The sequence below is a fragment of the Kosakonia oryzae genome (assembly GCF_001658025.2).
In the GTDB taxonomy this organism is placed as follows: Bacteria; Pseudomonadota; Gammaproteobacteria; order Enterobacterales; family Enterobacteriaceae; genus Kosakonia; species Kosakonia oryzae.
Genome location: NZ_CP014007.2, coordinates 3,518,839 through 3,544,096, shown reverse-complemented (window position 1 = coordinate 3,544,096; position 25,258 = coordinate 3,518,839). Strand labels below are relative to the sequence as shown.

Here is a 25,258-nt window from a genome sequence, read left to right as displayed (position 1 = left end):
TTACCTGAGCCAGTTGGTTTTCGCCAGTTCGATGACTTCATCGCCGCGTCCGCTGATAATGGCGCGCATCATATAGAGGCTGAAGCCTTTGGCCTGCTCCAGTTTGATTTGCGGCGGGATCGCCAGTTCCTCTTTGGCGACAGTGACATCCACCAGCACCGGGCCGTCGATTGAGAAGGCGCGCTGGAGCGCTTCGTCAACATCGGCGGATTTCTCCACGCGAATCCCGGTAATGCCGCAGGCCTCGGCGATGCGGGCAAAGTTGGTGTCCTGCAACTCCGTACCGTCGGTTAAGTAGCCGCCCGCTTTCATCTCCATCGCCACAAAGCCGAGCACGCTGTTATTAAAGACGATAATTTTCAGCGGCAGCTTCATCTGCACAACGGAGAGGAAATCGCCCATCAGCATGCTGAAACCGCCATCGCCGCAGAGCGCCACGACCTGTCTTTCCGGGTAGGTTGCTTTTGCACCGAGGGCCTGCGGCATGGCGTTGGCCATCGAACCATGGTTAAAGGAACCGAGCAGGCGGCGCTTGCCGTTCATTTTCAGATAGCGCGCCGCCCATACCGTTGGCGTGCCGACATCACAGGTGAAAATCGCGTCATCCGCGGCAAAATGGCTGATTTGCTGCGCCAGATATTGCGGGTGAATCGATTTCTCGCTCGGCTTCGCTAAATCATCCAGCCCTTTGCGGGCTTCGCGGTAATCCGCCAGCGCTTTATCAAGGAAGCGGCGATCGGTTTTTTCTTCCAGCAACGGCAGCAACGCGGCAAGGGTCGCTTTGATATCGCCCACCAGCGCCATGTCCACTTTACTGTGCGCGCCAATGCTGGCCGGATTGATGTCGATCTGGATGATTTTGGCGTCGGTAGGGTAGAAGGCGCGATAGGGGAATTGCGTGCCGAGCAGCACTAAGGTATCGGCATTCATCATGGTGTGGAACCCGGAAGAGAAGCCAATCAGCCCGGTCATGCCGACATCGTACGGGTTGTCGTACTCCACATGCTCTTTACCGCGCATCGCGTGGACAATCGGCGCATTCAGTTTCCCGGCGAAAGCCAGCAGCTCTTTATGCGCACCGGCACAGCCGCTACCGCACATCAGGGCGATATTGCTGGAGTAGCGCAGTAACTGCGCCAGTTTTTGTAACTCTTCTTGTGTCGGAGTGATCACCGGTTGCGGCGCACTGTACCAGTGGCTGCTGGCGCTTTCCGGCGCGGGTTTCAGCGCCACGTCGCCAGGCAGTACAACGACGGACACGCCTTTATTCAGCACGGCTTTGCGCATGGCGATCGCCAGCACCTGCGGGATCTGCTCCGGATTGGAAACCAGTTCGCAATAGTGACTGCATTCGCGAAACAGCTCCTGAGGATGGGTTTCCTGGAAGTAGCCGCTACCGATTTCACTTGAGGGAATGTGGGCCGCAATGGCCAGCACCGGAACGTGGTTGCGGTGGCAATCGAAAAGGCCATTGATCAGATGTAAATTTCCCGGCCCGCAGGAGCCGGCACAAACCGCCAGCTCACCGGTCAGTTGCGCTTCCGCTCCGGCGGCGAAGGCGGCGACTTCTTCATGACGCGTTGGCATCCAGTGAATGGTACCCATGCGATTCAGGCTGTCGCTCAGCCCGTTAAGAGAATCACCGGTAACCCCCCAAATCCGTTTAACGCCCGCTTGTTCAAGGGTTTTAGCAATATAAGCAGCCACAGTCTGTTTCATGGAAAACTCCTTTTGTGATCTTGCTTACAAGCTTAGACAATGATTCTGCCTGGAATGAGATTAACCATGTCCTTTTTTAAAACAGGGGTTTATTTCAGTTACATTCCGTAATACTCTGACAAGGGTCGATGAAAACAGGAATCATTTCAAATGGTTAAATCATTGTTAAACACAGTTAATAAGATGTTTTCGCATGAGGATCTTGGCCGACTGTTGTTGCGTTTGTTGGTTGGCGGATTGATGTTGTTTCACGGGCTGCACAAATTAATCGGTGGTATTGATGGTATTGCGGGCATGCTGGTGGCAAAAGGGTTGCCGGGTTTTATTGCTTATGGCGTGCTGATTGGCGAAGTGCTGTGCCCGATTCTGATCATTCTGGGCGTTCTGACTCGTCCTTCCGCGCTGGTGCTGGCGTTTACGATGGTGGTGGCGTGGTTACTGGTCGGCATCGGTAAAACGGGCGCTCTGGATGCGACCGGCGCGTGGGCGATTGAAAGTATTGTTTACTTCTTTATTGCTGCGCTGGTGATTGCTTTTATTGGCGCGGGCCGCTATTCCGTGGCTCCGGCCTGGAAGTAGTGCAGAGTTAACCGCGTACCGGAACGTTACCCGGTCAATGAGATCAAAAAAACGCCCTCTCTATGAAGGGCGTTTTATTTTGTGCAGAAAGCGTTACGCCAGCACCAAATCCCCTTGTGGATGACAAGAGCAGGCCAGCACATAACCGGCGGCAATCTCCTGCTCCGTCAGCGTCATGGTGCTGCTGACGGTATACTCACCGGAAATCACCTGCGTTTTACAACAGCCACAAACCCCGGCGCGGCAGGCGGCATTCACGGGCATCTTATTGCTTTCCAGCGCTTCCAGCAGCGTACTGCCCACCGGCGCGTAGAAGGTTTTCATCGGCGAGAGTTTGCTGAACTTCAACCCGCTGGTGGCAGCCTGCGCGACAGGGGTAAAGAATTTCTCTTTGAAGAAACGCGTCACGCCCAGCGCTTTCACTTCGCTCTCAACCCAATCCATGTATGGCGCCGGGCCGCAGGTCATTACCGTGCGCGCAGCCAGATCCGGCACCTTGCTGAGCAGTTCGCGGCTCAGGCGGCCTGAAGCAAAACCGGCGGTCGCGTCATTTTCTGCCACCAGCGTGACCGGATATTCTCGCCACTCGTCGGCGAAAATCACATCCTGCGGCGAACGCACATTAAAGATCACCTGCACATCGGCCTGTGGGCGATACTTCGCCAGCCAGCGACGCATCGACATAATCGGTGTCACGCCGCACCCTGCCGCCAGCAGCAACAGCTTATCGTTCGGTTCGTTATCACAGGTAAATTCCCCCTGCGCATCGGACAGCCACAGATAATCACCGCGCTTTACCTCCTGGGTCAGCCACCGGGAACCTGCGCCATCATCAATACGGCGAACGGTCAGCGTAATGTATTCGCTCACACCCGGCGTGGATGAAAGAGTGTAAGCACGCAGCGTATCGGCGCTGTTGCGAATGCTTACCAGCGCGTACTGCCCGGCGCGATACGGATAGTAATCGTGGCATAACAGCGACAGCGTCCAGACATCCGGCGTTTCCTTATGGATATGGTGAACCTGCATGCGCCACGGGCATTGAGGGGTTGGCATGGTCATCGTTATCTCCTTATGCGCTCAGCAACTGCTGCATATCCTGTTCAACGGTCGTGACCTGGCGCAGGCCAAATTTCTCATTCAGCACGGCCAGCAGATCCGGTGTCAGGAAGCCCGGCGCGGTGGGGCCGGTAACGATATTGGTGACGCCCAGCGACAGCAGAGTCAGCAGGATGACAATCGCTTTCTGTTCAAACCAGGAGAGCACCAGCGACAACGGGAGATCGTTCACGCCGCAGCCCAGTTTTTCCGCCAGCGTTACCGCCAGAATAATCGCCGAGTAGGCGTCATTACACTGACCGGCATCGATCAGACGCGGCAGCCCTTCGATATTGCCGAAGTCGAGTTTGTTGAAGCGATATTTCCCGCAGGCCAGCGTCAGGATCAGGCAGTCATCCGGCACCTGGGTGGCGAAATCGGTGAAGTAATTACGTTCGCCGCGTGCGCCGTCGCAGCCGCCGACGAGGAAGACGTGGCGCAGTTTTTCGCGGCTCACCAGGTCTATCAGCGAATCCACCGCGCCAAGCAGGGTCTGGCGACCAAACCCGACGGTGATCAGATGTTCGATTTCGCTGAACGGGAAACCGGACATTTGCTGCGCCTGGCGGATCACCGGTGCAAAATCGTCGCCTTCGAGGTGGTTCACGCCCGGCCAGCCAACAATGCTGCGGGTCCAGATGCGGTCGTCATAAGAACCGACGGTCGGATCGATGATGCAGTTGGAGGTCATTACGATTGGGCCCGGGAAGCGGGCGAATTCCACCTGCTGGTTCTGCCAGCCACTACCGTAGTTGCCGACCAGATGTTTAAATTTGCGCAGTTCCGGATAGCCGTGTGCCGGCAACATTTCACCGTGGGTATAGACGTTAACGCCGGTGCCTTCGGTTTGTTGCAGCAGGTTATAGAGATCTTTCAGGTCGTGACCGGAGATCAAAATGCATTTCCCGGCGACGGCTTTAACGTTCACGTGGGTTGGCGTCGGATGGCCGTAAGTGCTGGTTTCACCGGCATCGAGGATGCTCATGACGCTGAAGTTCATCTGGCCAATTTCCATTGAACATTCAAGCAGAGCGTTCATGTCCGCAGGCCAGGTGCCCAGCCAGGCCATAATTTTATGGTAGCGGGCATAAATAGCGTTGTCGTACTGACCGAGCACGTGCGCATGTTCCATATAGGCGGCTGCGCCTTTCAGGCCGTACAGGCAGAGCAGACGCAGGCCAAGGATATTTTCGCCAATTGTGGCTTTGTCTTTGTTCGGTGTGAATTCTGCTGCCTGACGCTGTAATTCGCCCAGATCGTCGCTGACCAGTTGCAGCTCAGCCATCGGATTATCAACGCTGGCGTTCGGGTCGATAGAAAGGCAGCGCGTTTTCAGCGCTTCGCGTTTGGCGATCGCTTCACGGGCGTAACCGACAATGCGAACGGAGTCGAAGTTCACGTTGGTCAGCGTCGAGAAGAAGGCGCGCGGTGCGAAACTGTCGATTTCATGATCGATCAGATCGTAGTCACGGGCTTTGCAGGCCCAGGCAGAGAGCCCTTGTAACGCGGCAATCAGCAAATCCTGGAGGTCGGACGTTTCGGCGGTTTTACCGCACATCCCCTGCGCGTACGCACAGCCATTACCCGCCGGGGTTCGAATGGTTTGTTCACATTGCACACAAAACATGGTCACACCTTCACTGTTAAAGTTATATTTTAAATGCATGTTTAAGATTATGCTGGTAAGAGAAGCCTTAAAAGCGCTTTTCGGTGCAACTTACAGGGAGATTGATTTAGCGCAATTTTGGCGGCAAAAAGTTACCGCCAAAGAGGTATCAGGCAGAGAAGAAGGCCATCAGCAATGGCACCAGCAGGCTGAGGATAAAGCCGTGAACAATGGCCGCTGGTACCAGCTCCAGACCGCCGCTGCGCTGGAGTACCGGCAGAGTAAAATCCATTGACGTTGCGCCGCACAGACCAAGCGCTGTGGAACGGCTGCGGCGTACTAAGCCGGGGATCAACATGATGGCGATCAGTTCGCGCGCCAGATCATTAAAGAAGGCGGCGCTGCCAATGACCGGGCCAAAAGATTCGGTCAGCAAAATCCCGGAGAGTGAATACCAGCCAAAACCGGAGGCCATCGCCAGACCTGTCTGGAGCGGCAGGCCAAGCAGTAATGCGTTGATGGCGCCGCCAACCAACGAACTAAGCGCCACCACTACGGCGATGATCATTCCGCGGCGGTTGAGGACAATCTGCTTCAGCGTCATACCGCTGTTGCGTAGCTGGATGCCGACCAGCAACAGCAGGAAGATCAGCGTATATTCGCTGGCTTCCGTGGCATGCTGTAAAAACGCCAGCCCGCTGAGGCCAATGGCAAAACCGGCAACCACCACACCGCACAGACGCAGGGATTCCAGCGCCATGGCAAGACGCGAAGGCAGTTTTTCCTGCTGATGCTGGTGCTGCCAGGGCAGGGTGCGCTCCAGCCATAATAGTGCAACGGCATTGCACAGCAGGATCACCACGATACTCACCGCGGAATAGTGAAATATTGACAGCAGATTGGCGCTGAGATTATCGAGGAACGCGAGGCTGATCCCCATAAAAAACAGGATCAGGTAAACAATCCAGCTCAGTAATTTATTGATCAGTTTAAGAGCCGCAGTATGACGCAGGGGAATGAGGTAGCCGACGATCAGCGGCAGAAGAATAATTAGCAATCCTGAAAGCATGAACAGCCTGAATCCTTGCAAAAATGAGTAAGCGCCGGACACACTACCGAAAGGTGGGAACTGAGTAAAGCCACGAAAAGACGCAGTAATAATGTAAAAAAAAGCCCGGCGTGCTTGCCGGGCCTGATTTTATTAATCGCGTTTTTCCAGCAGTGTGCGGTAAATCACCCCACCCAGAATGCCGCCGATAATCGGCATTACCCAGAAGAACCATAATTGTTGCAATGCCCAACCGCCCTGGAATATTGCGACGGCGGTACTGCGCGCCGGGTTAACGGAAGTATTGGTCACCGGAATACTGATTAAATGGATAAGCGTCAGCGCCAGACCAATGGCAATGGGCGCAAAGCCTGCCGGCGCGTGTTTGTCCGTGGCGCCGTGGATCACCAGCAGGAAGCCACAGGTGAGCACAATTTCAATGACCATTGCGGAGTACATGGAGTAACCGCCCGGCGAATGCTCGCCATAACCGTTTGAGGCGAAACCACTGGTTGCCGCATCAAAACCCGCTTTGCCGCTGGCAATAAAATAAAGAATCGCCGCTGCCACAATGCCGCCAACGACCTGCGCGACAATGTAACCAATCACGTCTTTAGCCGGAAAACGGCCGCCTGCCCACAGGCCCAGCGTTACTGCCGGATTAAAATGTCCGCCGGAAATATGACCAACGGCAAAAGCCATGGTCAGTACCGTTAAACCAAACGCCAGCGCAACCCCGGCGAAACCAATACCGGTTTGCGGAAACGTTGCGGCCAGCACTGCGCTGCCACAGCCGCCAAACACCAACCAAAATGTGCCAAAGCACTCTGCTGCTAATTTTCTGAACATAGCCACCTCGATAAGAACAGAACCGGGCAAATGCCCTTGCCATAGGTAAAACTCCAGTAAAAGCGCGGTTATTCTAATCCTGGTGATAGCTAAAACAACTGATAAATTAAAATAAAGTGAAATATAATATATGTTCTATGGAATTATCTTAGTATTGAATTTTGATATTCGTGTGATGATTGGATTCTTCTTCTTTTCATTTTTCTGCGTTGTACTTCCTTCGAACGCTTTAGCGGTTTTCTACATATTTTTTCAATAAAATTTTGTACTTAGCGCATATCCTGACGCTTTCCGCCCCGCTATACTCCTCAAAAAGCATAGACGAGAAAGATGAAATCAGCCGGAGGGAAGAATGATTCTGGAGCGTGTAGACATTGTCGGATTCCGCGGCATCAATCGTTTATCGTTGCCGCTTGAGCAGAATAACGTGCTGATTGGCGAGAACGCCTGGGGTAAATCCAGCTTGCTTGATGCGTTAACGTTATTACTGTCACCGGAAACCGATCTCTACCATTTTGTTCGGGAAGATTTCTGGTTCCCGCCGGGAGATATCCAGGGGCGCGAGCACCATCTGCACATTATTCTGACTTTCCGTGAATCTGAGCCGGGACGCTACCGCGTGCGACGCTATCGTCCTCTTGCCGAATGCTGGGTACCCAGTCACGACGGTTACCATCGCCTGTTTTATCGCCATGAAGGTGAGCTGTCTGATGATGGCAGCGTGCTGACATTGCGTGGTTTTCTGAATGAACAGGGGGAGTTGCTCGATCTGCCTGATATCGATGAATGCGCCCGTCATCTGGTGCGTTTGATGCCGGTGTTGCGTCTGCGCGATGCGCGATTTTTACGGCGTATCCGCAGCGGTACGATGCCTGATACACCCGAAATGGAGACCACCGCCCGGCAGCTTGATTTCCTCTCCCACGAGCTGGTTTCCCGACCGCAAAATTTGACGGACGGGCAGATTCGTCACGGCCTCTCTGCGATGGTGCAACTGCTGGAACACTACTTCGCTGAACAGGGCAGCGGTGCTTCGCACCAGCGTCTGATGCGGCGTCGCTCTCATGATGAGCAGCGTAGCTGGCGCTATCTGGATATTATCAACCGCATGATCGACAAACCCGGCGGCCGTATGTATCGGGTGATCCTGCTGAGTTTTTTTGCCACCTTATTGCAGGCGAAAGGGACGGTGCGCCTCGACCGTGACGCGCGACCGTTGCTGCTGGTGGAAGATCCTGAAACACGGCTGCACCCGATTATGCTGTCGGTTGCGTGGCAACTGCTGAATTTGTTGCCGTTGCAGCAGGTGACAACGACCAATTCTGGCGAGCTATTGTCGATGACGCCGGTTGAGCACGTCTGTCGGCTGGTGCGCGAATCGTCACGCGTCGCGGCCTGGCGTCTTGGCCCCGGTGGATTAAATTCCGAGGATGCGCGGCGTATCGCTTTCCATATCCGCTTCAATCGCGCCTCTTCGCTGTTTGCCCGCTGCTGGCTGCTGGTGGAAGGAGAGACAGAAACCTGGGTGATTAACGAACTGGCACGCCAGTGCGGCCACCATTTCGATGCTGAAGGGGTGAAAGTCATTGAATTCGCCCAGTCCGGTTTAAAGCCGCTGGTTAAGTTTGCCCGCCGTATGGGGATTGAATGGCATGTGCTGGTGGATGGTGATGAAGCGGGGAAAAAGTACGCCGCCACGGTGCGCAGCCTGCTGGATAATGATCAAGTTCAGACACGGGAACATCTGACCGAGTTGCCAGCGCGGGATATGGAACATTTTATGTACCGGGAAGGTTTTGCCGATATTTATCATCGGGTGGCGCAACTGCCGGAAAACGTGCAGATGAATATGCGCCGGGTGATCATCAAAGCCATTCACCGCTCATCGAAGCCGGATCTGGCGATAGAAGTGGCGATGGAAGCGGGGCGCCGTGGGATAGACGCTGTACCGCCTCTGTTGCGTAAGATGTTTTCCCGCGTGCTGTGGCTGGCGCGCGGGCGCGCTGACTAGTTCCGGCAGAGGCTGGCTGTCTGGGTATGCAGACTATCGAGTAATTCGTAACGGCGTCGGTACTCTGCGCGTTTTTTACTGGCGATCGCCTCCATCGGTTTGCGCGGTATTGCCAGCGGCAGAATATAGTCGCCCGACGCGTCAGCTACGGCACCCAGCGATTGCCAAAAACTATTGTAATCCGCGTGCAGTAGCCCCTGTTTTTTCCGGCGGTAACGAATATTTCGATAGATATGGGTTTCGTTGCTGACAGCGCGGATCTGCTGCACGTTCAGAAACTGGCTCAGCGTCATCACTGCCTCTACCAGCAGGCGTTTTGGAAAGAGGCCGTGGCAGGATTTGGTCGCAGCCTGAATAAGTTCATGCGGCACATGGGCTTTGGCTCCCTGTAATCCGCCAATATACAGCGTGTTTTTGCCGGCAAACTGGCACAGGGTAAATGTCAGCCCGGCCAGTACGGTATTCTGTGCATCGCAGAATACCAGCGTTGCTTCACCTTCCTTGTCCAGCATGGCTTCTGAACACAGACGCAACGAATAATGCTGCTCATCTTTACCGTTCAACAGTGCAACGGTGATTCCTGACTTGTTAAGATAGCCATTCACCAATCTGGCAGGCAGCAGGGTGGTGATTGTGTCGTAATGCCAGCACAGCGCGTCGGACGCTTGTGCACGACTGGTATTCATGGACAACCATGGGCGATGCAGACGGCAAGGTAAACCAGGCTGCACCTGTAATATTTTGGCCAGCATGGGCTGGCGTACCAGGCGCGTGAGAAAACGGGCGGTGCTGAACGGCGTGGCCAGCGAACGTAGCAGAAATTTGCGGCGATAGGCAGGATGATGCCATGCCAGTCCTGGCATCAGTTCGCCTGAAGCAAGAGAATAAAAGAGTTGCCATGCCGTTTTCGGCAGCGGCATATCGGTATGTGTCGTTTCAGCGATGGTGGACATATTGAAATCCGGATATCTCACAGAGATCGCTATTCCATCAGCCAGCACTTCAACAACATCTAAATGAATAATGGAGAGATTAAGAATTTTCTGTTTCGTTGATATTGTGTTTGGTTAAGAATGTTATCTACAGGCCGCGAGTCAGATTATTCGGGATTTTTATGAAACTTAAGGGAAAACGCAGGACGGTATTTATCGTGCTGGCGGTCGTCATTTTACTGGCCGTCTTTTGGCTGTGGGGAAAATTGAACGCGCCGGTGGTGCAGTATCAAACGCTGATTGTCCGCCCGGGTGAATTACAACAGAGCGTACTGGCGACAGGTAAGCTCGATGCATTACGTAAAGTTGATGTCGGCGCACAGGTCAATGGCCAGTTGAAAACGCTGTTGGTCAATATCGGCGATAAAGTCAAAAAGGATCAGTTGCTCGGGGTTATCGATCCGGAGCAGGCAGAAAACCAGATCAAAGAAGTGGATGCCACGCTGATGGAACTGCGTGCGCAACGCCGTCAGGCGCAGGCGGAACTGAAGCTGGCGCAGGTGACACTGGCACGTCAGCAACAACTGGTGAAACGCAATCTTATCTCCCGTCAGGATCTGGATACCTCGGCCACCGATGTGGCGGTTAAAGAGGCGCAGATCGGCACTATTGATGCACAGATAAAGCGCAACCAGGCGACGCTGGATACCGCGAAAACCAATCTCGACTACACCCGCATTCTCGCGCCGATGGCCGGTGAGGTGACGCAAATTACCACCCTGCAAGGGCAAACGGTGATTGCGGTGCAACAGGCGCCAAACATCCTGACGCTGGCCGATATGAGCACCATGCTGGTTAAAGCGCAGGTTTCAGAGGCGGATGTGATTCATCTGAAACCCGGGCAAAAAGCGTGGTTCACCGTATTGGGCGATCCCGGCACCCACTATGAAGGGGAACTGAAAGACATTCTGCCGACGCCGGAGAAGGTCAATGACGCAATCTTCTATTACGCCCGTTTTGAAGTGCCGAACCCGCAGGGCATATTGCGCCTGGATATGACCGCTCAGGTGCATATTCAGCTAACTGGCCTGAAAAATGTGCTGACCATTCCACTGGCGGCGCTGGGCGATCCGGTTGGTGATAATCGCTATAAAGTGAAAGTGCTGCGCAACGGCGAAACCCGCGAGCGCGAAGTGATGCTGGGCGCGCGTAATGATACTGATGTCGTCGTCGTGAAAGGGCTGGATGCCGGTGAAGAGGTGGTAATCGGCGAGTTGAATCGCGGAGCTGCCCAATGACGGCACTGCTGGAACTGAAGGATATTCGCCGCAGTTATCCTTCAGGTGACGAGCAGGTGGAGGTGCTGAAGGGCATTACTCTCAGTATTAATGCCGGTGAAATGGTGGCGATTGTCGGGGCTTCGGGTTCCGGTAAATCGACGCTGATGAACATACTCGGCTGTCTGGATAAACCCTCCAGCGGTACATACCGCGTTGCCGGAACGGATGTCTCCACGCTTAGCGGCGATGCGCTGGCACAACTGCGACGCGAGCATTTTGGTTTTATCTTCCAGCGTTATCATCTGCTTTCGCATCTGACGGCCGTGCAGAACGTTGAAGTGCCTGCGGTATACGCCGGAACCGATCGTAAAGCGCGGCTGATACGCGCCAGAGAGTTACTGACGCGCCTCGGCCTGGGCGAGCGGGCGGATTATCAGCCTTCTCAGCTTTCTGGCGGCCAGCAGCAGCGCGTCAGCATCGCCCGGGCATTGATGAACGGGGGGCAGGTCATTCTGGCCGATGAACCCACCGGCGCGCTGGACAGCCATTCAGGCGAAGAGGTCATGGCGATCCTTCACCAGCTGCGCGATCGCGGGCATACGGTGATTATCGTCACCCACGATCCACAAGTGGCGGCGCAGGCTGAGCGAGTAATTGAAATTCGCGATGGCGAACTTATCAGTAATCCTCCGGCCCGCGAACGAGTGATAACAGCGGAAAATCGCGATGCTGTGTCTGTGCAGGCAGGGGGCTGGCGGCAGTTTATCAGCCGTTTTCACGAAGCACTGACTATGGCCTGGCGGGCAATGGCGGCGAACAAGATGCGCACGCTGTTGACCATGCTCGGCATTATTATCGGTATCGCCTCCGTGGTCTCGATTGTGGTGGTGGGCGATGCGGCGAAGCAGCTCGTGCTGGCGGATATCCGTTCGATCGGCACCAACACCATTGATGTCTATCCTGGTAAGGATTTTGGCGATGATGAGCCGCAATACCAGCAAGCGCTGAAATATGACGATCTGCTGGCGATCCAGAAACAGCCGTGGGTGCGTTCGGCGACACCGTCGGTTTCGCAAAACCTGCGTCTGCGCAATGACAATATTGATGTTGCGGCCAGTGCGAATGGTGTGAGCGGGCAGTACTTTAATGTTTATGGTATGGCCTTCAGCGAAGGCGCGTCGTTCAATGCCGAGCAGGAGAAAGGGCGGGCGCAGGTGGTGGTGCTCGACAGCAATACCCGCCGTCAGCTCTTTCCTAATAAAGCCAGCGTAGTGGGCGAGGTGATCCTGGTCGGCAATATGCCGGCAACGGTAATTGGCGTGGCGGAAGAGAAGCAATCTATGTTCGGCAGCAGCAAAATCCTGCGCGTCTGGTTGCCCTACACGACCATCTCCGGGCGCATTATGGGCCAGTCGTGGCTAAACTCTATTACCGTTCGGGTGAAAGATGGCTACAGCAGTGAGCAGGCGGAACAGCAGCTCACCCGGCTGCTGAATTTGCGGCACGGAAAAAAAGATTTCTTCGTCTGGAATATGGACGGGGTATTGAAAACCGCGGAAAAGACCACACGTACTCTTCAGTTGTTCCTGACGCTGGTGGCGGTGATCTCCCTGCTGGTTGGTGGTATCGGTGTGATGAATATCATGCTGGTCTCTGTGACCGAGCGAACCCGCGAGATCGGCATCAGGATGGCAGTGGGCGCCAGAGCGGGCGATGTGCTGTCACAGTTTCTGATTGAGGCGGTGTTTGTTTGCCTGGTTGGCGGCGCGCTCGGCGTAACGCTTTCGATGTTGATCGCGTTTACTTTGCAGCTCTTTTTACCGGGCTGGGAAATTGGTTTTTCACCGGTTGCGTTGATCACCGCTTTTTTGTGTTCAACATTTACCGGGGTGCTGTTTGGCTGGTTGCCGGCGCGCAATGCCGCGCGCCTGGATCCGGTGGATGCGCTGGCTCGCGAGTAATAAAAATGCCAGCCGATTGGGCTGGCATTTTAACTGCGGCATGTACACAATGAGGTTGCTGGCGTCAGGCCATGGCTTCCACTTCGACGGGCACGATAACGCTGGCGTGATTGCCTTTAGGGCCCTGGTGTACATCAAACCGGACTGTCTGCCCGGCTTTTAACGTTCTGTAACCATCCATTTGAATGGTGGAGTAATGCGCGAAGATATCTTCGCCGCCGCCTTCAGGGCAAATAAAACCAAACCCTTTGGCATTGTTGAACCACTTAACAGTACCCGTTTCCATGCTTCGACATCCTTCGTAAATCTTATTTAAGTAAGATGGAATGAACCGGTGGCAGAGCGAGCGGGCTGTTCAAAACCTCACCAGCTCTCGACTGTACAATTTAGATAAATCGTATAACGCGTCAAGCGTTTGGCAGGGGTTCTGGGAGGCGGCGCATCAAAATTTTGAAGCAGTTAACGCTATGACAACAGAATGTGACAGCCGTCGCGGATGGCAACGATAGATGATTGTTATCTGACATCTGATGTAGATTAAAAATACATCTAGACTCATGTAATCGGCCGATTAAAGACTGCCGGAACCTGTAACCTAAGATGAAGCGCTAACGATGGGTAAGAGTAATAGCTGGCTGGATTTCGACCAATTGGCGGAAGAAAAATTGCGCGATGCGCTAAAACCGCCATCCATGTATAAAGTCATGTTAATGAACGATGATTACACGCCGATGGAATTTGTTATTGACGTGCTACAAAAGTTCTTTTCTTATGATGTAGAACGTGCAACGCAACTGATGCTTACGGTTCACTATCACGGCAAGGCTATCTGCGGTGTTTTCACCGCCGAAGTTGCAGAGACCAAGGTCTCTATGGTGAACAAGTACGCGAGGGAGAACGAGCATCCGTTGCTGTGTACGCTGGAAAGAGCCTGAATGCAGGCATGAAACTTGGGGGAGGTGCCCTATGCTCAATCAAGAACTGGAACTCAGTTTAAATATGGCTTTCGCCAGAGCGCGCGAGCACCGACATGAGTTTATGACCGTCGAGCACTTGTTACTGGCATTGCTCAGTAACCCTTCGGCCCGCGAAGCGCTTGAAGCGTGTTCCGTGGACCTGGTAGCGCTGCGGCAGGAACTCGAAGCCTTCATCGAACAAACCACACCCGTTCTACCCATGAGCGAAGAGGAGCGCGACACGCAGCCGACGCTCAGCTTCCAGCGTGTTTTGCAGCGCGCGGTGTTTCATGTTCAGTCCTCCGGTCGCAGTGAAGTCTCCGGGGCGAATGTGCTGGTTGCCATTTTTAGCGAGCAGGAGTCGCAAGCGGCTTATCTGCTGCGCAAACATGAAGTGAGCCGCCTCGACGTGGTGAACTTTATTTCTCACGGTACGCGTAAAGACGAACCGGGACCGTCATCGGATGCAGGTAGCAGCAGTAGCAGCCAGGTGAACAGCGAAGAGCAAGCAGGCGGGGAGGAACGTATGGAAAACTTCACCACCAACCTTAATCAGCTTGCTCGTGTTGGTGGCATCGACCCGCTGATTGGCCGCAGTAAAGAGCTGGAACGCGCGGTTCAGGTGCTGTGTCGTCGCCGTAAAAACAACCCTCTGCTGGTCGGGGAGTCCGGGGTCGGTAAAACGGCGATTGCCGAAGGTCTGGCCTGGCGGATTGTGCAAGGCGACGTGCCGGAAATTATGGCCGACTGCACTATCTATTCGCTGGATATCGGTTCGCTGCTGGCAGGTACCAAATACCGCGGTGATTTTGAAAAACGTTTCAAAGCGCTGCTGAAACAGCTTGAGCAGGACAATAACAGCATTCTGTTTATCGATGAGATCCACACCATCATCGGTGCAGGCGCTGCGTCCGGCGGGCAGGTCGATGCTGCTAACCTGATTAAACCGCTGCTTTCCAGCGGTAAAATCCGCGTAATGGGTTCGACCACCTATCAGGAATTCAGCAACATCTTCGAAAAAGATCGCGCCCTGGCGCGTCGCTTCCAGAAAATTGATATTACTGAACCGTCCGTTGAGGAAACGGTGCAGATTATCAACGGCCTGAAGCCGAAGTATGAAGCGCATCACGATGTACGTTATACGGCGAAAGCGGTGCGTGCAGCGGTGGAGCTGGCGGTGAAATACATCAACGACCGTCATTTGCCGGATAAAGCGATTGATGTGATCGATGAAGCGGGCGCGCGTGCGCGTCTGATGCCGGTGAGCAAGCGTAAGAAAACCATCAACGTGGCGGATATCGAATCGGTTGTTGCGCGCATCGCGCGTATTCCTGAGAAAAGCGTTTCTCAGAGCGACCGTGATACGCTGAAAAATCTCGGCGATCGCCTGAAAATGCTGGTGTTTGGCCAGGATAAAGCCATTGAGGCATTAACCGAAGCCATCAAAATGAGCCGCGCAGGGTTGGGTCAGGACCATAAACCGGTCGGTTCCTTCCTGTTTGCTGGCCCAACCGGCGTGGGTAAAACCGAGGTGACCGTACAGTTGTCGAAAGCGCTGGGTATTGAACTGCTGCGCTTTGATATGTCCGAGTATATGGAGCGTCATACCGTCAGCCGTTTGATTGGTGCGCCTCCGGGATATGTCGGCTTCGATCAGGGCGGTCTGCTGACCGATGCGGTGATCAAACATCCGCATGCGGTGTTGTTGCTCGATGAAATCGAAAAAGCGCACCCGGATGTCTTTAACCTGCTGCTGCAGGTGATGGATAACGGTACGCTGACCGATAACAACGGGCGCAAAGCTGATTTCCGCAATGTGGTGCTGGTGATGACCACCAACGCCGGGGTGCGTGAAACTGAGCGTAAATCCATTGGTCTTATCCACCAGGATAACAGCACCGATGCGATGGAGGAGATCAAAAAGATCTTTACGCCGGAATTCCGCAACCGTCTGGACAACATTATCTGGTTCGATCACTTGTCTACTGAGGTGATCCAGCAGGTGGTCGACAAATTTATCGTCGAACTCCAGGTGCAGCTGGATCAGAAAGGCGTGTCGCTGGAAGTCAGTCAGGAAGCCCGCAACTGGCTGGCCGAGAAAGGCTATGACCGCGCAATGGGGGCTCGCCCGATGGCGCGTGTTATCCAGGACAACTTGAAAAAACCGCTGGCTAACGAACTGCTGTTCGGCTCGCTGGTTGATGGTGGTCAGGTAACCGTGACGCTGAATCAGGAAAAAGATGTGCTGGAGTATGACTTCCAGAGTGCCCAGAAGCACAAACCGGAAACCGCCCATTAATCTCTGTCATTAACTTACAAAAACCGGGTCTCTGAACCCGGTTTTTTTATGCCTGCGGTTTGAACCCGGCACAAGTACTCCTGCGCCCGGTCGCGAACATATGCGCCTGGCAAGTAATAAATTCTGCAAACGATGCCACACGGGGAGCAAGCTGGCGTCCTTTCTGCGTCACGAGGTAAATAGCGCGCTCAAGCGCCAAATCATCAAATGGCAAAATTACGATATCTTTGTGATTGAACTGGAAAAGTGTTAATCCGGTTGTAATGCTGATGCCATAATTTGCAGCTATCAAGCCCATCATTGTGGTGAGTTGCCTCACTTCCAGATGATAATCCAGATTCATCGCGAGATTCTCACATAGTTTATCGGTGTATTGCCGAATACTGGTTCCAACGCTAAAACCGATGAACGGATAGTCGCCTAGCTGACTTAGCGAGACGGAAGATTGTTGCGCCAGAGGGTGATCACGGTGGCATAGCAAAAAAAATTTATCCGAAAACAATAAGATGGAATTAAATGTTGAAAGCGAGGGCTGCCCGGCGGTCAATGCCATATCGGCCTGACCATCAAGCAGCGATTTCAGGCAGCGATCCCACTGAGTATCGATTAGCTTTACCTTACTTTGGGGCGCGGCCTTGCTGTATTTCACCAGTATTTCCGGTAACCACTCCACCGCCAGCGAAGGCAGCGCGGCAAGCGTAATATCGCTATGATTGCTTGCAGCACGGGTTTTGATTTCACCGATAGCATCATCATGGCTCTGGACGATTTTGCGTGCCAGATCGAGAAAATGTATGCCGTCCGCATTCAGTGACACACGTCGCGTATCCCGGTCAAATAAACGGTAGCCAATCTCCTCCTCCAGTGACGCAATCAGGGTACTGAATGCTGGCTGAGAGAGGTTAAACCGACGAGCAGCCTGGGTAAAACTGTCAGCTTCACTTAATATTAAAAAAGCCCTTAGCTGCTTTATTGAAAAATTCATCACTCGCTCCACTTAGCGTATTTTTGAATTATATTATCGTTATTTCTGATTAATAAAAATGTCATGAACGTATTTTTATGATCTACTACACATTACCTGTTTTTTAATTTTTCTGTTATATCTTCTGATAATGTCAGTTCAGTCGGAAAAATGATGAATAAAACCATTAGAGTATTATCTATATTGTTGTTTGTGTTGTTTTTTTTGATTAACGCAAATGTATTATAAGTCTATTTATATTTCAAATAATACCATTTAACTTGTTGTCAAATTGCACTATTGCAATTATGAATTAGTGCCTGTTTTCTTGGTTGTGATAAAAATAGGGTTAGAGAGTAATTATCGTGAGTTATTAACGACTCATTTATCTTTGTGTTTCAAATCAAGCAAACTTATAACAATATAAAGGAGAAGATTATGCTCGCATTAATAGGTGTGCTGATCATAGCAACCCTATTATTTTTTATCATGTCTAAAAGAATGTCACCTCTGGTTGCGTTGATCGTTATTCCGGTCATTGGCGCGCTTGCTGCCGGTTGTGGAACGGATACGGCAAAGTTTGTGGTTGAAGGCATTACGAAATTAGCGCCCATGGCGGCAATGTTTGTCTTTGCTATCGCTTTTTTTGGTGTTGTGACCGATGCCGGGATGTTCGACCCCATTGTGCGCGGTATTTTGCGTTTCGTGGGGACAAACCCGGTCAAAATCATTATCGGGACGGGGATACTGGCGCTGATCGCTCATCTTGACGGCAACGGCGCGGTCACTTTCTTGATTACCGTGCCGACGATGTTGCCGCTGTTTAATCGTCTGGGTATGGATAAACGTATTTTGCTCGGTATCACCGCGCTGAGCGCAGGGGTTAACTTTTTACCCTGGACCGGGCCGATGATCCGCGCTTCTGCAGCGTTGAATGTCACCACTCATGATCTCTTTATCCCCCTCATTCCGGCGCAGGTTATTGGGCTCGTCTTTATGGTTGCAATGGGCTGGTATTGGGGAAAACGGGAAGAAAAACGGCTTGGCGCTGCGCATTTTACCTCTGCTGCCGGAGATTTTTCACATCACAAAACCCTTACCGAACAGGAACAAGCGCTGCGCCGCCCGCATCTATTCTGGGTCAATATCAGCCTCGTTGTTGCGGTTATCGGCACGATGGTTTTTACACGTATCTCTCCAACCGTTGCGTTCATGATCGCCCTGACGCTGGCGCTGATAATTAACTACCCAAATGTTGAAATGCAGAAAGAGCGTATCAATGCGCATGCCAAAGCGGCGCTGATGATGGCCAGTATTCTCTTTGCGGCCGGTGCCTTCACCGGGATCATGGGCGGAGCGGGTATGTTGAAAGCAATGTCCCATGCCGCAGTGGAGTTTATGCCGAATGCGCTGGCTTCACATATTCCCTTTATCGTCGGGCTGATTTCTATGCCGCTGTCTATGATCTTCGATCCCGACTCTTACTATTTTGGCATCATGCCAGTCATCGCGCATACCGTTGACATCATGGGGATACCCGCGATTCAGGTTGCGCAGGCATCCGTACTGGGCCAGATGACCACCGGCTTCCCGGTCAGTCCCTTGACGCCAGCGACCTTCCTGTTGATCAGCCTTGCGGGCGTTGATCTCGCCGATCATCAAAAATTCTCCATCCCGGTGCTTTGGGGCGCCAGCGTCATTATGACATTTGCCGCCGCCTTGACCGGGGTCTTCCCGCTTTGATGGCAAAATTTATTTTTTAAATTAAGGATATAAGATGAAGACAATCCGAATCGGTTCCGGCGCTGGTTATGCGGGTGACCGCATAGAACCCGCAGTTGAACTGGCAGAAAAAGGCGAACTGGATTATCTGGTTTTCGAATGCCTGGCAGAACGAACCATCGCTCTCGGACAAAAACAAAAACAGCAGGATGCGGGCAAAGGGTACAACGAATTACTCGAAGCGCGTATGCGCGCTGTTTTGCCCATCTGTCATGCCAAAGGGGTGCGTATTATCTCTAACATGGGTTCTGCAAACCCTGTCGCGGCAGGGCAAGCGGTGATTAACGTGGCCGCCGAACTCGGTTTGCCCAACTTTAAAGTCGCGGTCGTCACTGGCGATGATGTCTTATCGCTGATTCAGACGATGGCTCTTACCCTTGATGAAGCTGGTCTGACGGTTTCTCAGTTCGATAAACCTCTCCTTTCGGCGAATGCTTATCTCGGTGCGACGGGTTTACTTGAAGCGCTCAGCACAGGGGCGGATGTGGTTATTGCAGGACGCGTTGCCGATCCCTCGCTGTTCCTCGCCGCGATGATGCATGAATTTAACTGGGCGGCGGATGACTGGCACAATCTTGGGCAGGGCACCTGTATTGGCCATCTTCTGGAGTGCGCAGGGCAAATTACCGGCGGCTATTATGCCGATCCTGGCGTGAAAGATGTCCCGGAGCTGGCGCGGCTCGGTTTTCCTCTGGCTGAAGTCAGTGAAGATGGCAGCGCAACGATCACTAAAGTTGCCGGTTCTGGCGGGTTGGTCACCGTGGATACCTGCAAAGAGCAGTTGCTGTATGAAATTCACCGACCGGAGCGTTATCTCACTCCGGACGTCGTGGCAGATTTCAGCCATGTGCGTTTCGAAAGTGCTGGCACGGATCGCGTAGCGGTAACGGGCGCTACCGGTTCACCACGGACTGATAGCCTGAAAGTTTCAGTCGGTTATCAGGATGGATTTATTGGTGAAGGCGAGATCTCCTACGCCGGCCCTGGCGCTGTCAACCGTGGCCGTCTGGCGCTGGACATCGTGCGGGAACGCTTCGCCATTTGTGGTTTTAAGCCGGAAGAAGCGCGCTTTGATCTCATCGGCGTTAATGCTTTGCATGGTGAAACCCGGGGTCAATACAGCGATCCGTATGAAGTTCGCGCCAGAGTTGCAGCCCGCTGCGCCACCCGAGCGCAGGCCATTAACATCGGCAATGAAGTGGAAACCCTCTATACCAACGGCCCGGCCGGCGGTGGCGGGGTGATGAAATCCGTAAAAGAGATCCTTGCCATGGATTCAACACTGATCCCTCGTCATTGCGTTCAACACCATGTCACCGTCCTGGAGAGTAAATAATGAAATTACGTGAAATTGCTCATTCCCGTACCGGCGATAAAGGAAATATCTCCAATATTTCGTTAATTGCCTGGCGTGCTGAAGATTATGAAATACTGGTTGAACAGGTCACCGCTGAAAAAGTAAAAGCCTGGTTTGGCGATATTGTTCATGGCGAAGTCATTCGCTATGAATTACCCGAACTTGGCGCGCTTAATTTCGTCATGCATAAAGCATTAGGCGGCGGTGTTACGCGTTCGCTGGCGCTGGATATGCACGGCAAAGGGCTAAGTTCAGCGTTACTGGATATGCCTATTTAGTTTTCCCCAATCGGGCAACGATGCATCTCTGACGGCGTACTCACTCCGTCAGCGTTTCCCTGTTGTCAAAAAAAGTAAGAGTAGAATTATGCGAAATAAAAAAATAACAGCGGAAACTTTCCGCGAATTATTATGCGACGGCATGCATATTATGTTCGGCGGATTTATGGGCGTCGGCACGCCGGAATATCTGGTCGCCGAAATACTTCGCTCAGGCGTTAAAGAATTAACGCTGATTGGTAATGACACTGCTTTTATTAATAAAGGTATTGGCCCGCTGATATCCAGTGGACGAGTAAAAAAAGTCATCGTCTCCCATATTGGTACTAACCAGGAAACCGGGGAAAAAATGATTTCCGGCGAACTGGATGTCCAGTTAGTTCCGCAGGGCACGCTTGCCGAGCAAATCCGCGCAGGTGGCGCCGGACTGGGAGGATTTCTCACCCAAACAGGCCTCGGTACGGTCGTGGAGGAGAATAAGCAAACCCTGATTATTGATGGTGAAAAATGGTTGCTTGAGCATCCTCTGCGCGCCGATCTGGCTATTTTACTGGCTGATAACGCCGACGAGGCAGGCAATCTTACCTATAACCTGACCGCCCGCAATTTCAATCCTGTGATGGCACTGGCCGCCGATGTGGTCGTGGCCGAGGTGCGCAATATTGACGCGACGGGCAGTATTCCCCCCGAACATGTCGTGACGCCTGGTGCGCTAGTGGATTATCTGATGATGGAGGAGCAATGATGAACGCAAAAGAGCGTATTGCCCGGCGCGTGGCGCAGGAGTTGCACGATGGCGATGTCGCTAATCTGGGGATTGGCCTCCCGACCCTGGTGGCGAATTTTCTGGCCGATGGTATCCTGGTCACGCTGCAGTCGGAGAATGGTTTCCTCGGTCTGGGCCCATTAGAAGAGGTCAATGCGAACCTCGTGAATGCGGGCGGCCAGCCCTGTGGAATATTGCCTGGGGCGGCGATATTCGACAGTTGTTACTCTTTTTCCCTTATCCGCGGGGGGCATGTTGATGTGTGTGTGCTTGGCGGGTTACAGGTTGATGAACAAGGGAATCTCGCAAACTGGATGGTACCAGGAAAGAGGGTACCCGGCATGGGGGGCGCTATGGATCTGGTGGTCGGGGCGAAGAGAGTCATTATCGCGATGGAGCATTGTGCCAAAAATGGTGAGCCGAAACTGCTGCACCGTTGCCACTATCCCTTAACTGCTGCCGGTAAAGTGAGCAAAGTCATAACCGAATACGCAGTGTTCAGCTTTGTAAACGGCGAGATGGTTCTCGACGAAATCAGCGATCTGATAACGCTCGATGAACTGCGTGCGTGCACGGAAGCCCGTTTCCGTCTCTCTGAAAATCTGAAATTAGCGCCAGCTGCGGAGGTCACATGCGCGATTCCGTTGTGATTGTGAGTGCAAAACGCACCCCTATTGGTAAATTTTCTGGCAGCCTGGCGGAGATCCCGGCGGTAATGCTGGGAGCAACCACTGTTCGGGCGAATCTGAGTGAACTGCCGACAGAGATAAAAATTGACGAAGTATTCCTCGGCAATGTTTTACAGGCGGGACTGGGGCAAAACCCGGCGCACCAGGTTACGCATCATGCTGGCTTACCTCAGACGATTCCCTCTTTTACCGTCAATAAAGTGTGTGGTTCCGGGCTGAAAACCGTAGTTCTTGGCGCGCAGTCTATTCTAAGCGGCGGCAACCAGACCTGTATCGTCGGTGGTATGGAGAACATGAGCGCCGCGCCGTATTTACTTTCCCGCGCGCGGCAGGGCTATCGCATGGGCAACGGCGAACTGACAGATGTCATGATTCAGGATGGTTTATGGTGCGCTTTCAATCAGTACCATATGGGAATTACGGCGGAGAACATCGCGAAGCGCTATCAGATAAGCCGGGAAGAGCAGGATCAGGTGGCACTGGCGTCGCAACAAAAAGCGATTGCCGCTATTCGTGCGGGACATTTCAAAAAAGAGATTGTGCCGGTTTGTGTAAAGTATAAAAAAGAGATGCGTCAGTTTGACACCGATGAATATCCACGCCCGGAGACCGATGCCGGCTCGCTGGCGGCGCTTCGCCCGGCCTTTGATAGTGCGGGAACAGTCACTGCAGGCAATGCTTCTGGCATCAATGATGCTGCTGCAACGCTGGTGCTGATGTCTGAAAAAGCCGCACGTGCGCAAGGTATCACTCCACTGGCGCGGATTAAAAGCTGGGCTTCGGCAGGGGTTGACGCCAGTATGATGGGATTAGGTCCGGTTCCGGCAACACAGTTGGCGCTCGACAAAGCCGGGATGAATGTCAGCGATCTGGATCTTATTGAGGCAAACGAAGCCTTCGCGGCGCAATATTTAGCCGTCGCCAGAGAGCTGAAATTCCGGCAAGACAACGTTAACGTCAACGGTGGAGCTATCGCGCTGGGACACCCTATCGGCGCAAGCGGAGCGCGGATCCTCGTCACACTGGTGCATGCGTTACAGCAACAAAACAAATCAACGGGGCTGGCAACGTTATGCATCGGCGGGGGGCAGGGGATCGCGGTCATTATTGAACGTATTTAAATAGCTAAAAAGCCGGAGTTGCGGGCTGCTGGTCGCCTAAAGTGACCAGCAGTTTTCCTTCGGATATCAACGCCTTTTACTTTTTGCGGATAACTTCGCGTTTGTCTGGCCGATTATTTCGGGCATAGCCCTCTCGCAGAGGCAGCTTACATATGCCTGGTGCCGGATAACGCCGGCGCATTCTCAATGCCTGCTCCGGCGGTTCGCCGACTTCATCTTTCCGCCTGGCTGACCAGGCGGCTATCGAACGAAAAAGGAAGCGCTTGTACCGATTTTAATAGCTTGCTAAACCCCGGATGCAGTGGATTCAAAAGGGCGTTATTTTCCAGCGGGATGACGCAGGAGGGCAGCACCAGCGCGACGGCGCTGTTCGCTTCCAGCCAGGCGGTTCCCAGATCCATCGTCGAAAGCGGAGCCGGGTTTTCCTGCCAGTCCGGTGGCAGCCACTGTTTATCCAGATACTCGATCTCTTTATCGGGGATGTTGATACTGAACAGGCCGTACTGGTTTAGAACCGTGTCGCTGTGCACATGTACCAGCATTTCCAGCGCGGCGAGCGAAACGGATGAGGCAACATAAACCGCCGGATGCCCTTTGTGATTCCATCTGCCGCCGTATTGATTCGCACCGCTGCCGGTCCAGGCTTCGCTGGCGTAGCGGCGCGAAACAAGGCGATAAAAAATCACGCAAACACTCCGTGTTCAAGGCGGCCGATCAGATCGGTGACTTCCAGCGCGCCGCTCTCTGTCGCAATCAGCGAAATCGGCGCAACGTTACCCAGCCCTCTGACTGGCGATTCCAGCCACTCGTACGCCATCTTTTTGCTGCCGAAAAACTGTACGGCGGCATCAATTACCCGCACTAAACGCGCGATCCGCTCGCTCTCTTCCGGCGTTAAGGTGCGCCCCGCGCTCTTACGGCGGGCAACATTACGCTCGTTAATACCGGTGACACGCAAAATGTCGGAACGGGACATTTCCGTCCATTCATGAATGTTATCCAGAATGCTGACGGGTAAACCTTCATTCAGCATCTGAACAAGTTTTAGTCCCCTGTTGGCGGGGAAGCCGGCAAAACGCCAGAGCGCGTTTTCAATCGACTTTTGTTCCGGGCTCCAGGCTCTCATTTTTTCCTCCAGCATTCAGACATCTGTCATGGTTAAGTATAGACAGTTGTCGTATTTGATTAAAGTTTGATCTGATGGTTGTCGGCTAAACGCTTTATGCAGGAGGCGCTCATTCAGGATTTACCCTTTTTCTCAATGCTCGTGTAACTAATTGATTTTAAATGTTAATGAATAGCGGGAAAATAAAAGGGGTAAAAACACGTTTTAAATAGTTTATCCAACAAAAACAGAAGGCTACAATCGTACGGATTCAGTTCACTGCCGTACAGGCAGCTTAGAAAACATTCACGCCGTCGTGGAACTGGACCGATATGTTCACTGCCGTACAGGCAGCTTAGAAATCAACCCAGCGCTTGATCGTTCTGTTATCTGGGTTCACTGCCGTACAGGCAGCTTAGAAATGTCGGGATGCGGAATTGTGTTGAACGCGAGCGTTCACTGCCGTACAGGCAGCTTAGAAACTGCAACAATTTGTTAAAGTAACGTGGCAAACGTTCACTGCCGTACAGGCAGCTTAGAAAAACCAGCAGATAACCATCGGGCCCAGCAAGATGTTCACTGCCGTACAGGCAGCTTAGAAACAACGCGCCGCACGAAACCGGCTTACTCATTAGTTCACTGCCGTACAGGCAGCTTAGAAAACTCACCCATTGCTGTCGGAGGAGATTTCACGGCTCACTGCCCCACAGGCAGCTTAAGGTTGTCACTATCGGACAGGAAACGGTTTGCTAACGTTTGCAACTGTAGAGAAGCGGAAAATAACAGGCCGATAAAAAAGGCGGGTAAAAGCTAGTTAAAGGTTGATTTAGCAATGCTATTATTTCTGTTGCGAAGAAA

General features: G+C 53.0%; 22 protein-coding genes and 1 CRISPR repeat array. Of the genes, 12 read left to right on the top strand and 10 right to left on the bottom strand.

The annotated features are described in order from the left end of the window. Entirely contained in the window at window positions 1–1,719 is a 1,719-nt protein-coding gene (gene poxB / locus AWR26_RS16880; protein WP_043954071.1) for a ubiquinone-dependent pyruvate dehydrogenase, read from the bottom strand. Between the two features lie 150 nt (window positions 1,720–1,869). On the opposite strand from poxB, the gene AWR26_RS16875 reads away from it, so the two are divergent. Then, complete coding sequence (locus tag AWR26_RS16875) at window positions 1,870–2,298, top strand: DoxX family protein (protein ID WP_043954070.1); 429 nt, start codon at window positions 1,870–1,872, stop codon at window positions 2,296–2,298. 93 nt (window positions 2,299–2,391) lie between these two features. On the opposite strand, the gene hcr is transcribed toward AWR26_RS16875, so the two are convergent. The 4 genes from hcr to aqpZ form a co-directional block, all read right to left on the bottom strand. Next, the gene (gene hcr / locus AWR26_RS16870) at window positions 2,392–3,360 is read right to left on the bottom strand and encodes an NADH oxidoreductase (RefSeq protein WP_064567558.1); all 969 of its coding nucleotides are present in this window, start codon (window positions 3,358–3,360) and stop codon (window positions 2,392–2,394) included. Between the two features lie 10 nt (window positions 3,361–3,370). Next, window positions 3,371–5,023, bottom strand: coding sequence for a hydroxylamine reductase (gene hcp, locus AWR26_RS16865; RefSeq protein ID WP_064569042.1), 1,653 nt, complete (start codon window positions 5,021–5,023; stop codon window positions 3,371–3,373). Window positions 5,024–5,171: 148 nt separating this feature from the next. Continuing rightward, window positions 5,172–6,071 (bottom strand): lysine exporter LysO family protein, encoded by a 900-nt coding sequence (locus tag AWR26_RS16860; protein WP_043954068.1) that lies wholly within the window; start codon window positions 6,069–6,071, stop codon window positions 5,172–5,174. A gap of 132 nt (window positions 6,072–6,203) precedes the next feature. After that, window positions 6,204–6,899, bottom strand: a complete 696-nt coding sequence (gene aqpZ / locus AWR26_RS16855) for an aquaporin Z (RefSeq protein WP_064567556.1) — start codon at window positions 6,897–6,899, stop codon at window positions 6,204–6,206. Between the two features lie 352 nt (window positions 6,900–7,251). On the opposite strand from aqpZ, the gene AWR26_RS16850 reads away from it, so the two are divergent. After that, the gene (locus AWR26_RS16850) at window positions 7,252–8,910 is read left to right on the top strand and encodes an ATP-dependent nuclease (protein ID WP_064567554.1); all 1,659 of its coding nucleotides are present in this window, start codon (window positions 7,252–7,254) and stop codon (window positions 8,908–8,910) included. Here AWR26_RS16850 and AWR26_RS16845 read toward each other — a convergent pair. After that, window positions 8,907–9,863, bottom strand: a complete 957-nt coding sequence (locus AWR26_RS16845) for a VirK/YbjX family protein (protein WP_064567552.1) — start codon at window positions 9,861–9,863, stop codon at window positions 8,907–8,909. The genes AWR26_RS16850 and AWR26_RS16845 overlap by 4 nt on opposite strands. 161 nt (window positions 9,864–10,024) lie before the next feature. Between AWR26_RS16845 and macA the strand changes: the two genes are divergently transcribed. Beyond that, on the top strand, window positions 10,025–11,140 hold the full coding sequence (gene macA / locus AWR26_RS16840; RefSeq protein WP_064567550.1) for a macrolide transporter subunit MacA: 1,116 nt from the start codon (window positions 10,025–10,027) through the stop codon (window positions 11,138–11,140). Further along, window positions 11,137–13,083, top strand: a complete 1,947-nt coding sequence (gene macB, locus AWR26_RS16835) for a macrolide ABC transporter ATP-binding protein/permease MacB (RefSeq protein WP_064567548.1) — start codon at window positions 11,137–11,139, stop codon at window positions 13,081–13,083. Before macA ends, macB begins: the two co-directional genes overlap by 4 nt. 64 nt (window positions 13,084–13,147) lie before the next feature. On the opposite strand, the gene cspD is transcribed toward macB, so the two are convergent. After that, window positions 13,148–13,369 (bottom strand): cold shock-like protein CspD, encoded by a 222-nt coding sequence (gene cspD / locus AWR26_RS16830; protein WP_007374119.1) that lies wholly within the window; start codon window positions 13,367–13,369, stop codon window positions 13,148–13,150. 328 nt (window positions 13,370–13,697) lie between these two features. Between cspD and clpS the strand changes: the two genes are divergently transcribed. Both clpS and clpA read left to right on the top strand, forming a co-directional pair. Further along, on the top strand, window positions 13,698–14,018 hold the full coding sequence (gene clpS / locus AWR26_RS16825; RefSeq protein ID WP_007374120.1) for an ATP-dependent Clp protease adapter ClpS: 321 nt from the start codon (window positions 13,698–13,700) through the stop codon (window positions 14,016–14,018). A gap of 31 nt (window positions 14,019–14,049) precedes the next feature. Continuing rightward, window positions 14,050–16,338, top strand: coding sequence for an ATP-dependent Clp protease ATP-binding subunit ClpA (clpA, locus tag AWR26_RS16820; RefSeq protein ID WP_064567546.1), 2,289 nt, complete (start codon window positions 14,050–14,052; stop codon window positions 16,336–16,338). Between the two features lie 46 nt (window positions 16,339–16,384). Here clpA and AWR26_RS16815 read toward each other — a convergent pair whose 3' ends face one another. Beyond that, window positions 16,385–17,323 (bottom strand): LysR family transcriptional regulator, encoded by a 939-nt coding sequence (locus AWR26_RS16815; RefSeq protein WP_064567544.1) that lies wholly within the window; start codon window positions 17,321–17,323, stop codon window positions 16,385–16,387. 417 nt (window positions 17,324–17,740) lie between these two features. Between AWR26_RS16815 and AWR26_RS16810 the strand changes: the two genes are divergently transcribed. The 6 genes from AWR26_RS16810 (at window position 17,741) to AWR26_RS16785 (ending at window position 23,295) form a co-directional block, all read left to right on the top strand. Further along, complete coding sequence (locus AWR26_RS16810) at window positions 17,741–19,045, top strand: CitMHS family transporter (protein ID WP_064567542.1); 1,305 nt, start codon at window positions 17,741–17,743, stop codon at window positions 19,043–19,045. A 34-nt stretch (window positions 19,046–19,079) separates the two neighbouring features. Continuing rightward, window positions 19,080–20,420 carry an acyclic terpene utilization AtuA family protein gene (locus AWR26_RS16805; RefSeq protein ID WP_064567539.1) on the top strand — a complete coding sequence of 447 codons (1,341 nt, stop codon included), beginning with the start codon at window positions 19,080–19,082 and terminating at the stop codon, window positions 20,418–20,420. Further along, window positions 20,420–20,719: an AtuA-related protein gene (locus AWR26_RS16800; RefSeq protein WP_064567537.1), complete on the top strand. Its 300-nt coding sequence runs from the start codon at window positions 20,420–20,422 to the stop codon at window positions 20,717–20,719. The genes AWR26_RS16805 and AWR26_RS16800 overlap by 1 nt, the downstream gene beginning before the upstream one ends. 88 nt (window positions 20,720–20,807) lie before the next feature. Next, the gene (atoD, locus tag AWR26_RS16795) at window positions 20,808–21,464 is read left to right on the top strand and encodes an acetate CoA-transferase subunit alpha (protein ID WP_064567535.1); all 657 of its coding nucleotides are present in this window, start codon (window positions 20,808–20,810) and stop codon (window positions 21,462–21,464) included. Then, complete coding sequence (locus AWR26_RS16790) at window positions 21,464–22,135, top strand: 3-oxoacid CoA-transferase subunit B (protein WP_064567533.1); 672 nt, start codon at window positions 21,464–21,466, stop codon at window positions 22,133–22,135. Before atoD ends, AWR26_RS16790 begins: the two co-directional genes overlap by 1 nt. Further along, on the top strand, window positions 22,117–23,295 hold the full coding sequence (locus AWR26_RS16785) for an acetyl-CoA C-acetyltransferase (protein ID WP_064567531.1): 1,179 nt from the start codon (window positions 22,117–22,119) through the stop codon (window positions 23,293–23,295). Before AWR26_RS16790 ends, AWR26_RS16785 begins: the two co-directional genes overlap by 19 nt. A 212-nt stretch (window positions 23,296–23,507) precedes the next feature. Here AWR26_RS16785 and AWR26_RS16780 read toward each other — a convergent pair whose 3' ends face one another. Together AWR26_RS16780 and parS are read right to left on the bottom strand one after the other, a co-directional pair. Further along, on the bottom strand, window positions 23,508–23,981 hold the full coding sequence (locus tag AWR26_RS16780; protein ID WP_064567529.1) for an RES family NAD+ phosphorylase: 474 nt from the start codon (window positions 23,979–23,981) through the stop codon (window positions 23,508–23,510). Next, window positions 23,978–24,421 carry a type II RES/Xre toxin-antitoxin system antitoxin gene (gene parS / locus AWR26_RS16775; protein WP_064567527.1) on the bottom strand — a complete coding sequence of 148 codons (444 nt, stop codon included), beginning with the start codon at window positions 24,419–24,421 and terminating at the stop codon, window positions 23,978–23,980. The genes AWR26_RS16780 and parS overlap by 4 nt, the downstream gene beginning before the upstream one ends. A 253-nt stretch (window positions 24,422–24,674) precedes the next feature. Beyond that, window positions 24,675–25,062: a CRISPR direct-repeat array (repeat unit 28 nt; unit sequence GTTCACTGCCGTACAGGCAGCTTAGAAA). Window positions 25,063–25,258 lie beyond the last annotated feature (196 nt).

What these genes read in the sequence shown, in the direction of transcription:
- poxB (WP_043954071.1), bottom strand. Translation starts at nt 1,719, where the DNA reads ATGAAACAGACTGTGGCTGCTTATATTGCTAAAACCCTTGAACAAGCG.
- AWR26_RS16875 (WP_043954070.1), top strand. Translation starts at nt 1,870, where the DNA reads ATGGTTAAATCATTGTTAAACACAGTTAATAAGATGTTTTCGCATGAG.
- hcr (WP_064567558.1), bottom strand. Translation starts at nt 3,360, where the DNA reads ATGACCATGCCAACCCCTCAATGCCCGTGGCGCATGCAGGTTCACCAT.
- hcp (WP_064569042.1), bottom strand. Translation starts at nt 5,023, where the DNA reads ATGTTTTGTGTGCAATGTGAACAAACCATTCGAACCCCGGCGGGTAAT.
- AWR26_RS16860 (WP_043954068.1), bottom strand. Translation starts at nt 6,071, where the DNA reads ATGCTTTCAGGATTGCTAATTATTCTTCTGCCGCTGATCGTCGGCTAC.
- aqpZ (WP_064567556.1), bottom strand. Translation starts at nt 6,899, where the DNA reads ATGTTCAGAAAATTAGCAGCAGAGTGCTTTGGCACATTTTGGTTGGTG.
- AWR26_RS16850 (WP_064567554.1), top strand. Translation starts at nt 7,252, where the DNA reads ATGATTCTGGAGCGTGTAGACATTGTCGGATTCCGCGGCATCAATCGT.
- AWR26_RS16845 (WP_064567552.1), bottom strand. Translation starts at nt 9,863, where the DNA reads ATGTCCACCATCGCTGAAACGACACATACCGATATGCCGCTGCCGAAA.
- macA (WP_064567550.1), top strand. Translation starts at nt 10,025, where the DNA reads ATGAAACTTAAGGGAAAACGCAGGACGGTATTTATCGTGCTGGCGGTC.
- macB (WP_064567548.1), top strand. Translation starts at nt 11,137, where the DNA reads ATGACGGCACTGCTGGAACTGAAGGATATTCGCCGCAGTTATCCTTCA.
- cspD (WP_007374119.1), bottom strand. Translation starts at nt 13,369, where the DNA reads ATGGAAACGGGTACTGTTAAGTGGTTCAACAATGCCAAAGGGTTTGGT.
- clpS (WP_007374120.1), top strand. Translation starts at nt 13,698, where the DNA reads ATGGGTAAGAGTAATAGCTGGCTGGATTTCGACCAATTGGCGGAAGAA.
- clpA (WP_064567546.1), top strand. Translation starts at nt 14,050, where the DNA reads ATGCTCAATCAAGAACTGGAACTCAGTTTAAATATGGCTTTCGCCAGA.
- AWR26_RS16815 (WP_064567544.1), bottom strand. Translation starts at nt 17,323, where the DNA reads ATGAATTTTTCAATAAAGCAGCTAAGGGCTTTTTTAATATTAAGTGAA.
- AWR26_RS16810 (WP_064567542.1), top strand. Translation starts at nt 17,741, where the DNA reads ATGCTCGCATTAATAGGTGTGCTGATCATAGCAACCCTATTATTTTTT.
- AWR26_RS16805 (WP_064567539.1), top strand. Translation starts at nt 19,080, where the DNA reads ATGAAGACAATCCGAATCGGTTCCGGCGCTGGTTATGCGGGTGACCGC.
- AWR26_RS16800 (WP_064567537.1), top strand. Translation starts at nt 20,420, where the DNA reads ATGAAATTACGTGAAATTGCTCATTCCCGTACCGGCGATAAAGGAAAT.
- atoD (WP_064567535.1), top strand. Translation starts at nt 20,808, where the DNA reads ATGCGAAATAAAAAAATAACAGCGGAAACTTTCCGCGAATTATTATGC.
- AWR26_RS16790 (WP_064567533.1), top strand. Translation starts at nt 21,464, where the DNA reads ATGAACGCAAAAGAGCGTATTGCCCGGCGCGTGGCGCAGGAGTTGCAC.
- AWR26_RS16785 (WP_064567531.1), top strand. Translation starts at nt 22,117, where the DNA reads ATGCGCGATTCCGTTGTGATTGTGAGTGCAAAACGCACCCCTATTGGT.
- parS (WP_064567527.1), bottom strand. Translation starts at nt 24,421, where the DNA reads ATGAGAGCCTGGAGCCCGGAACAAAAGTCGATTGAAAACGCGCTCTGG.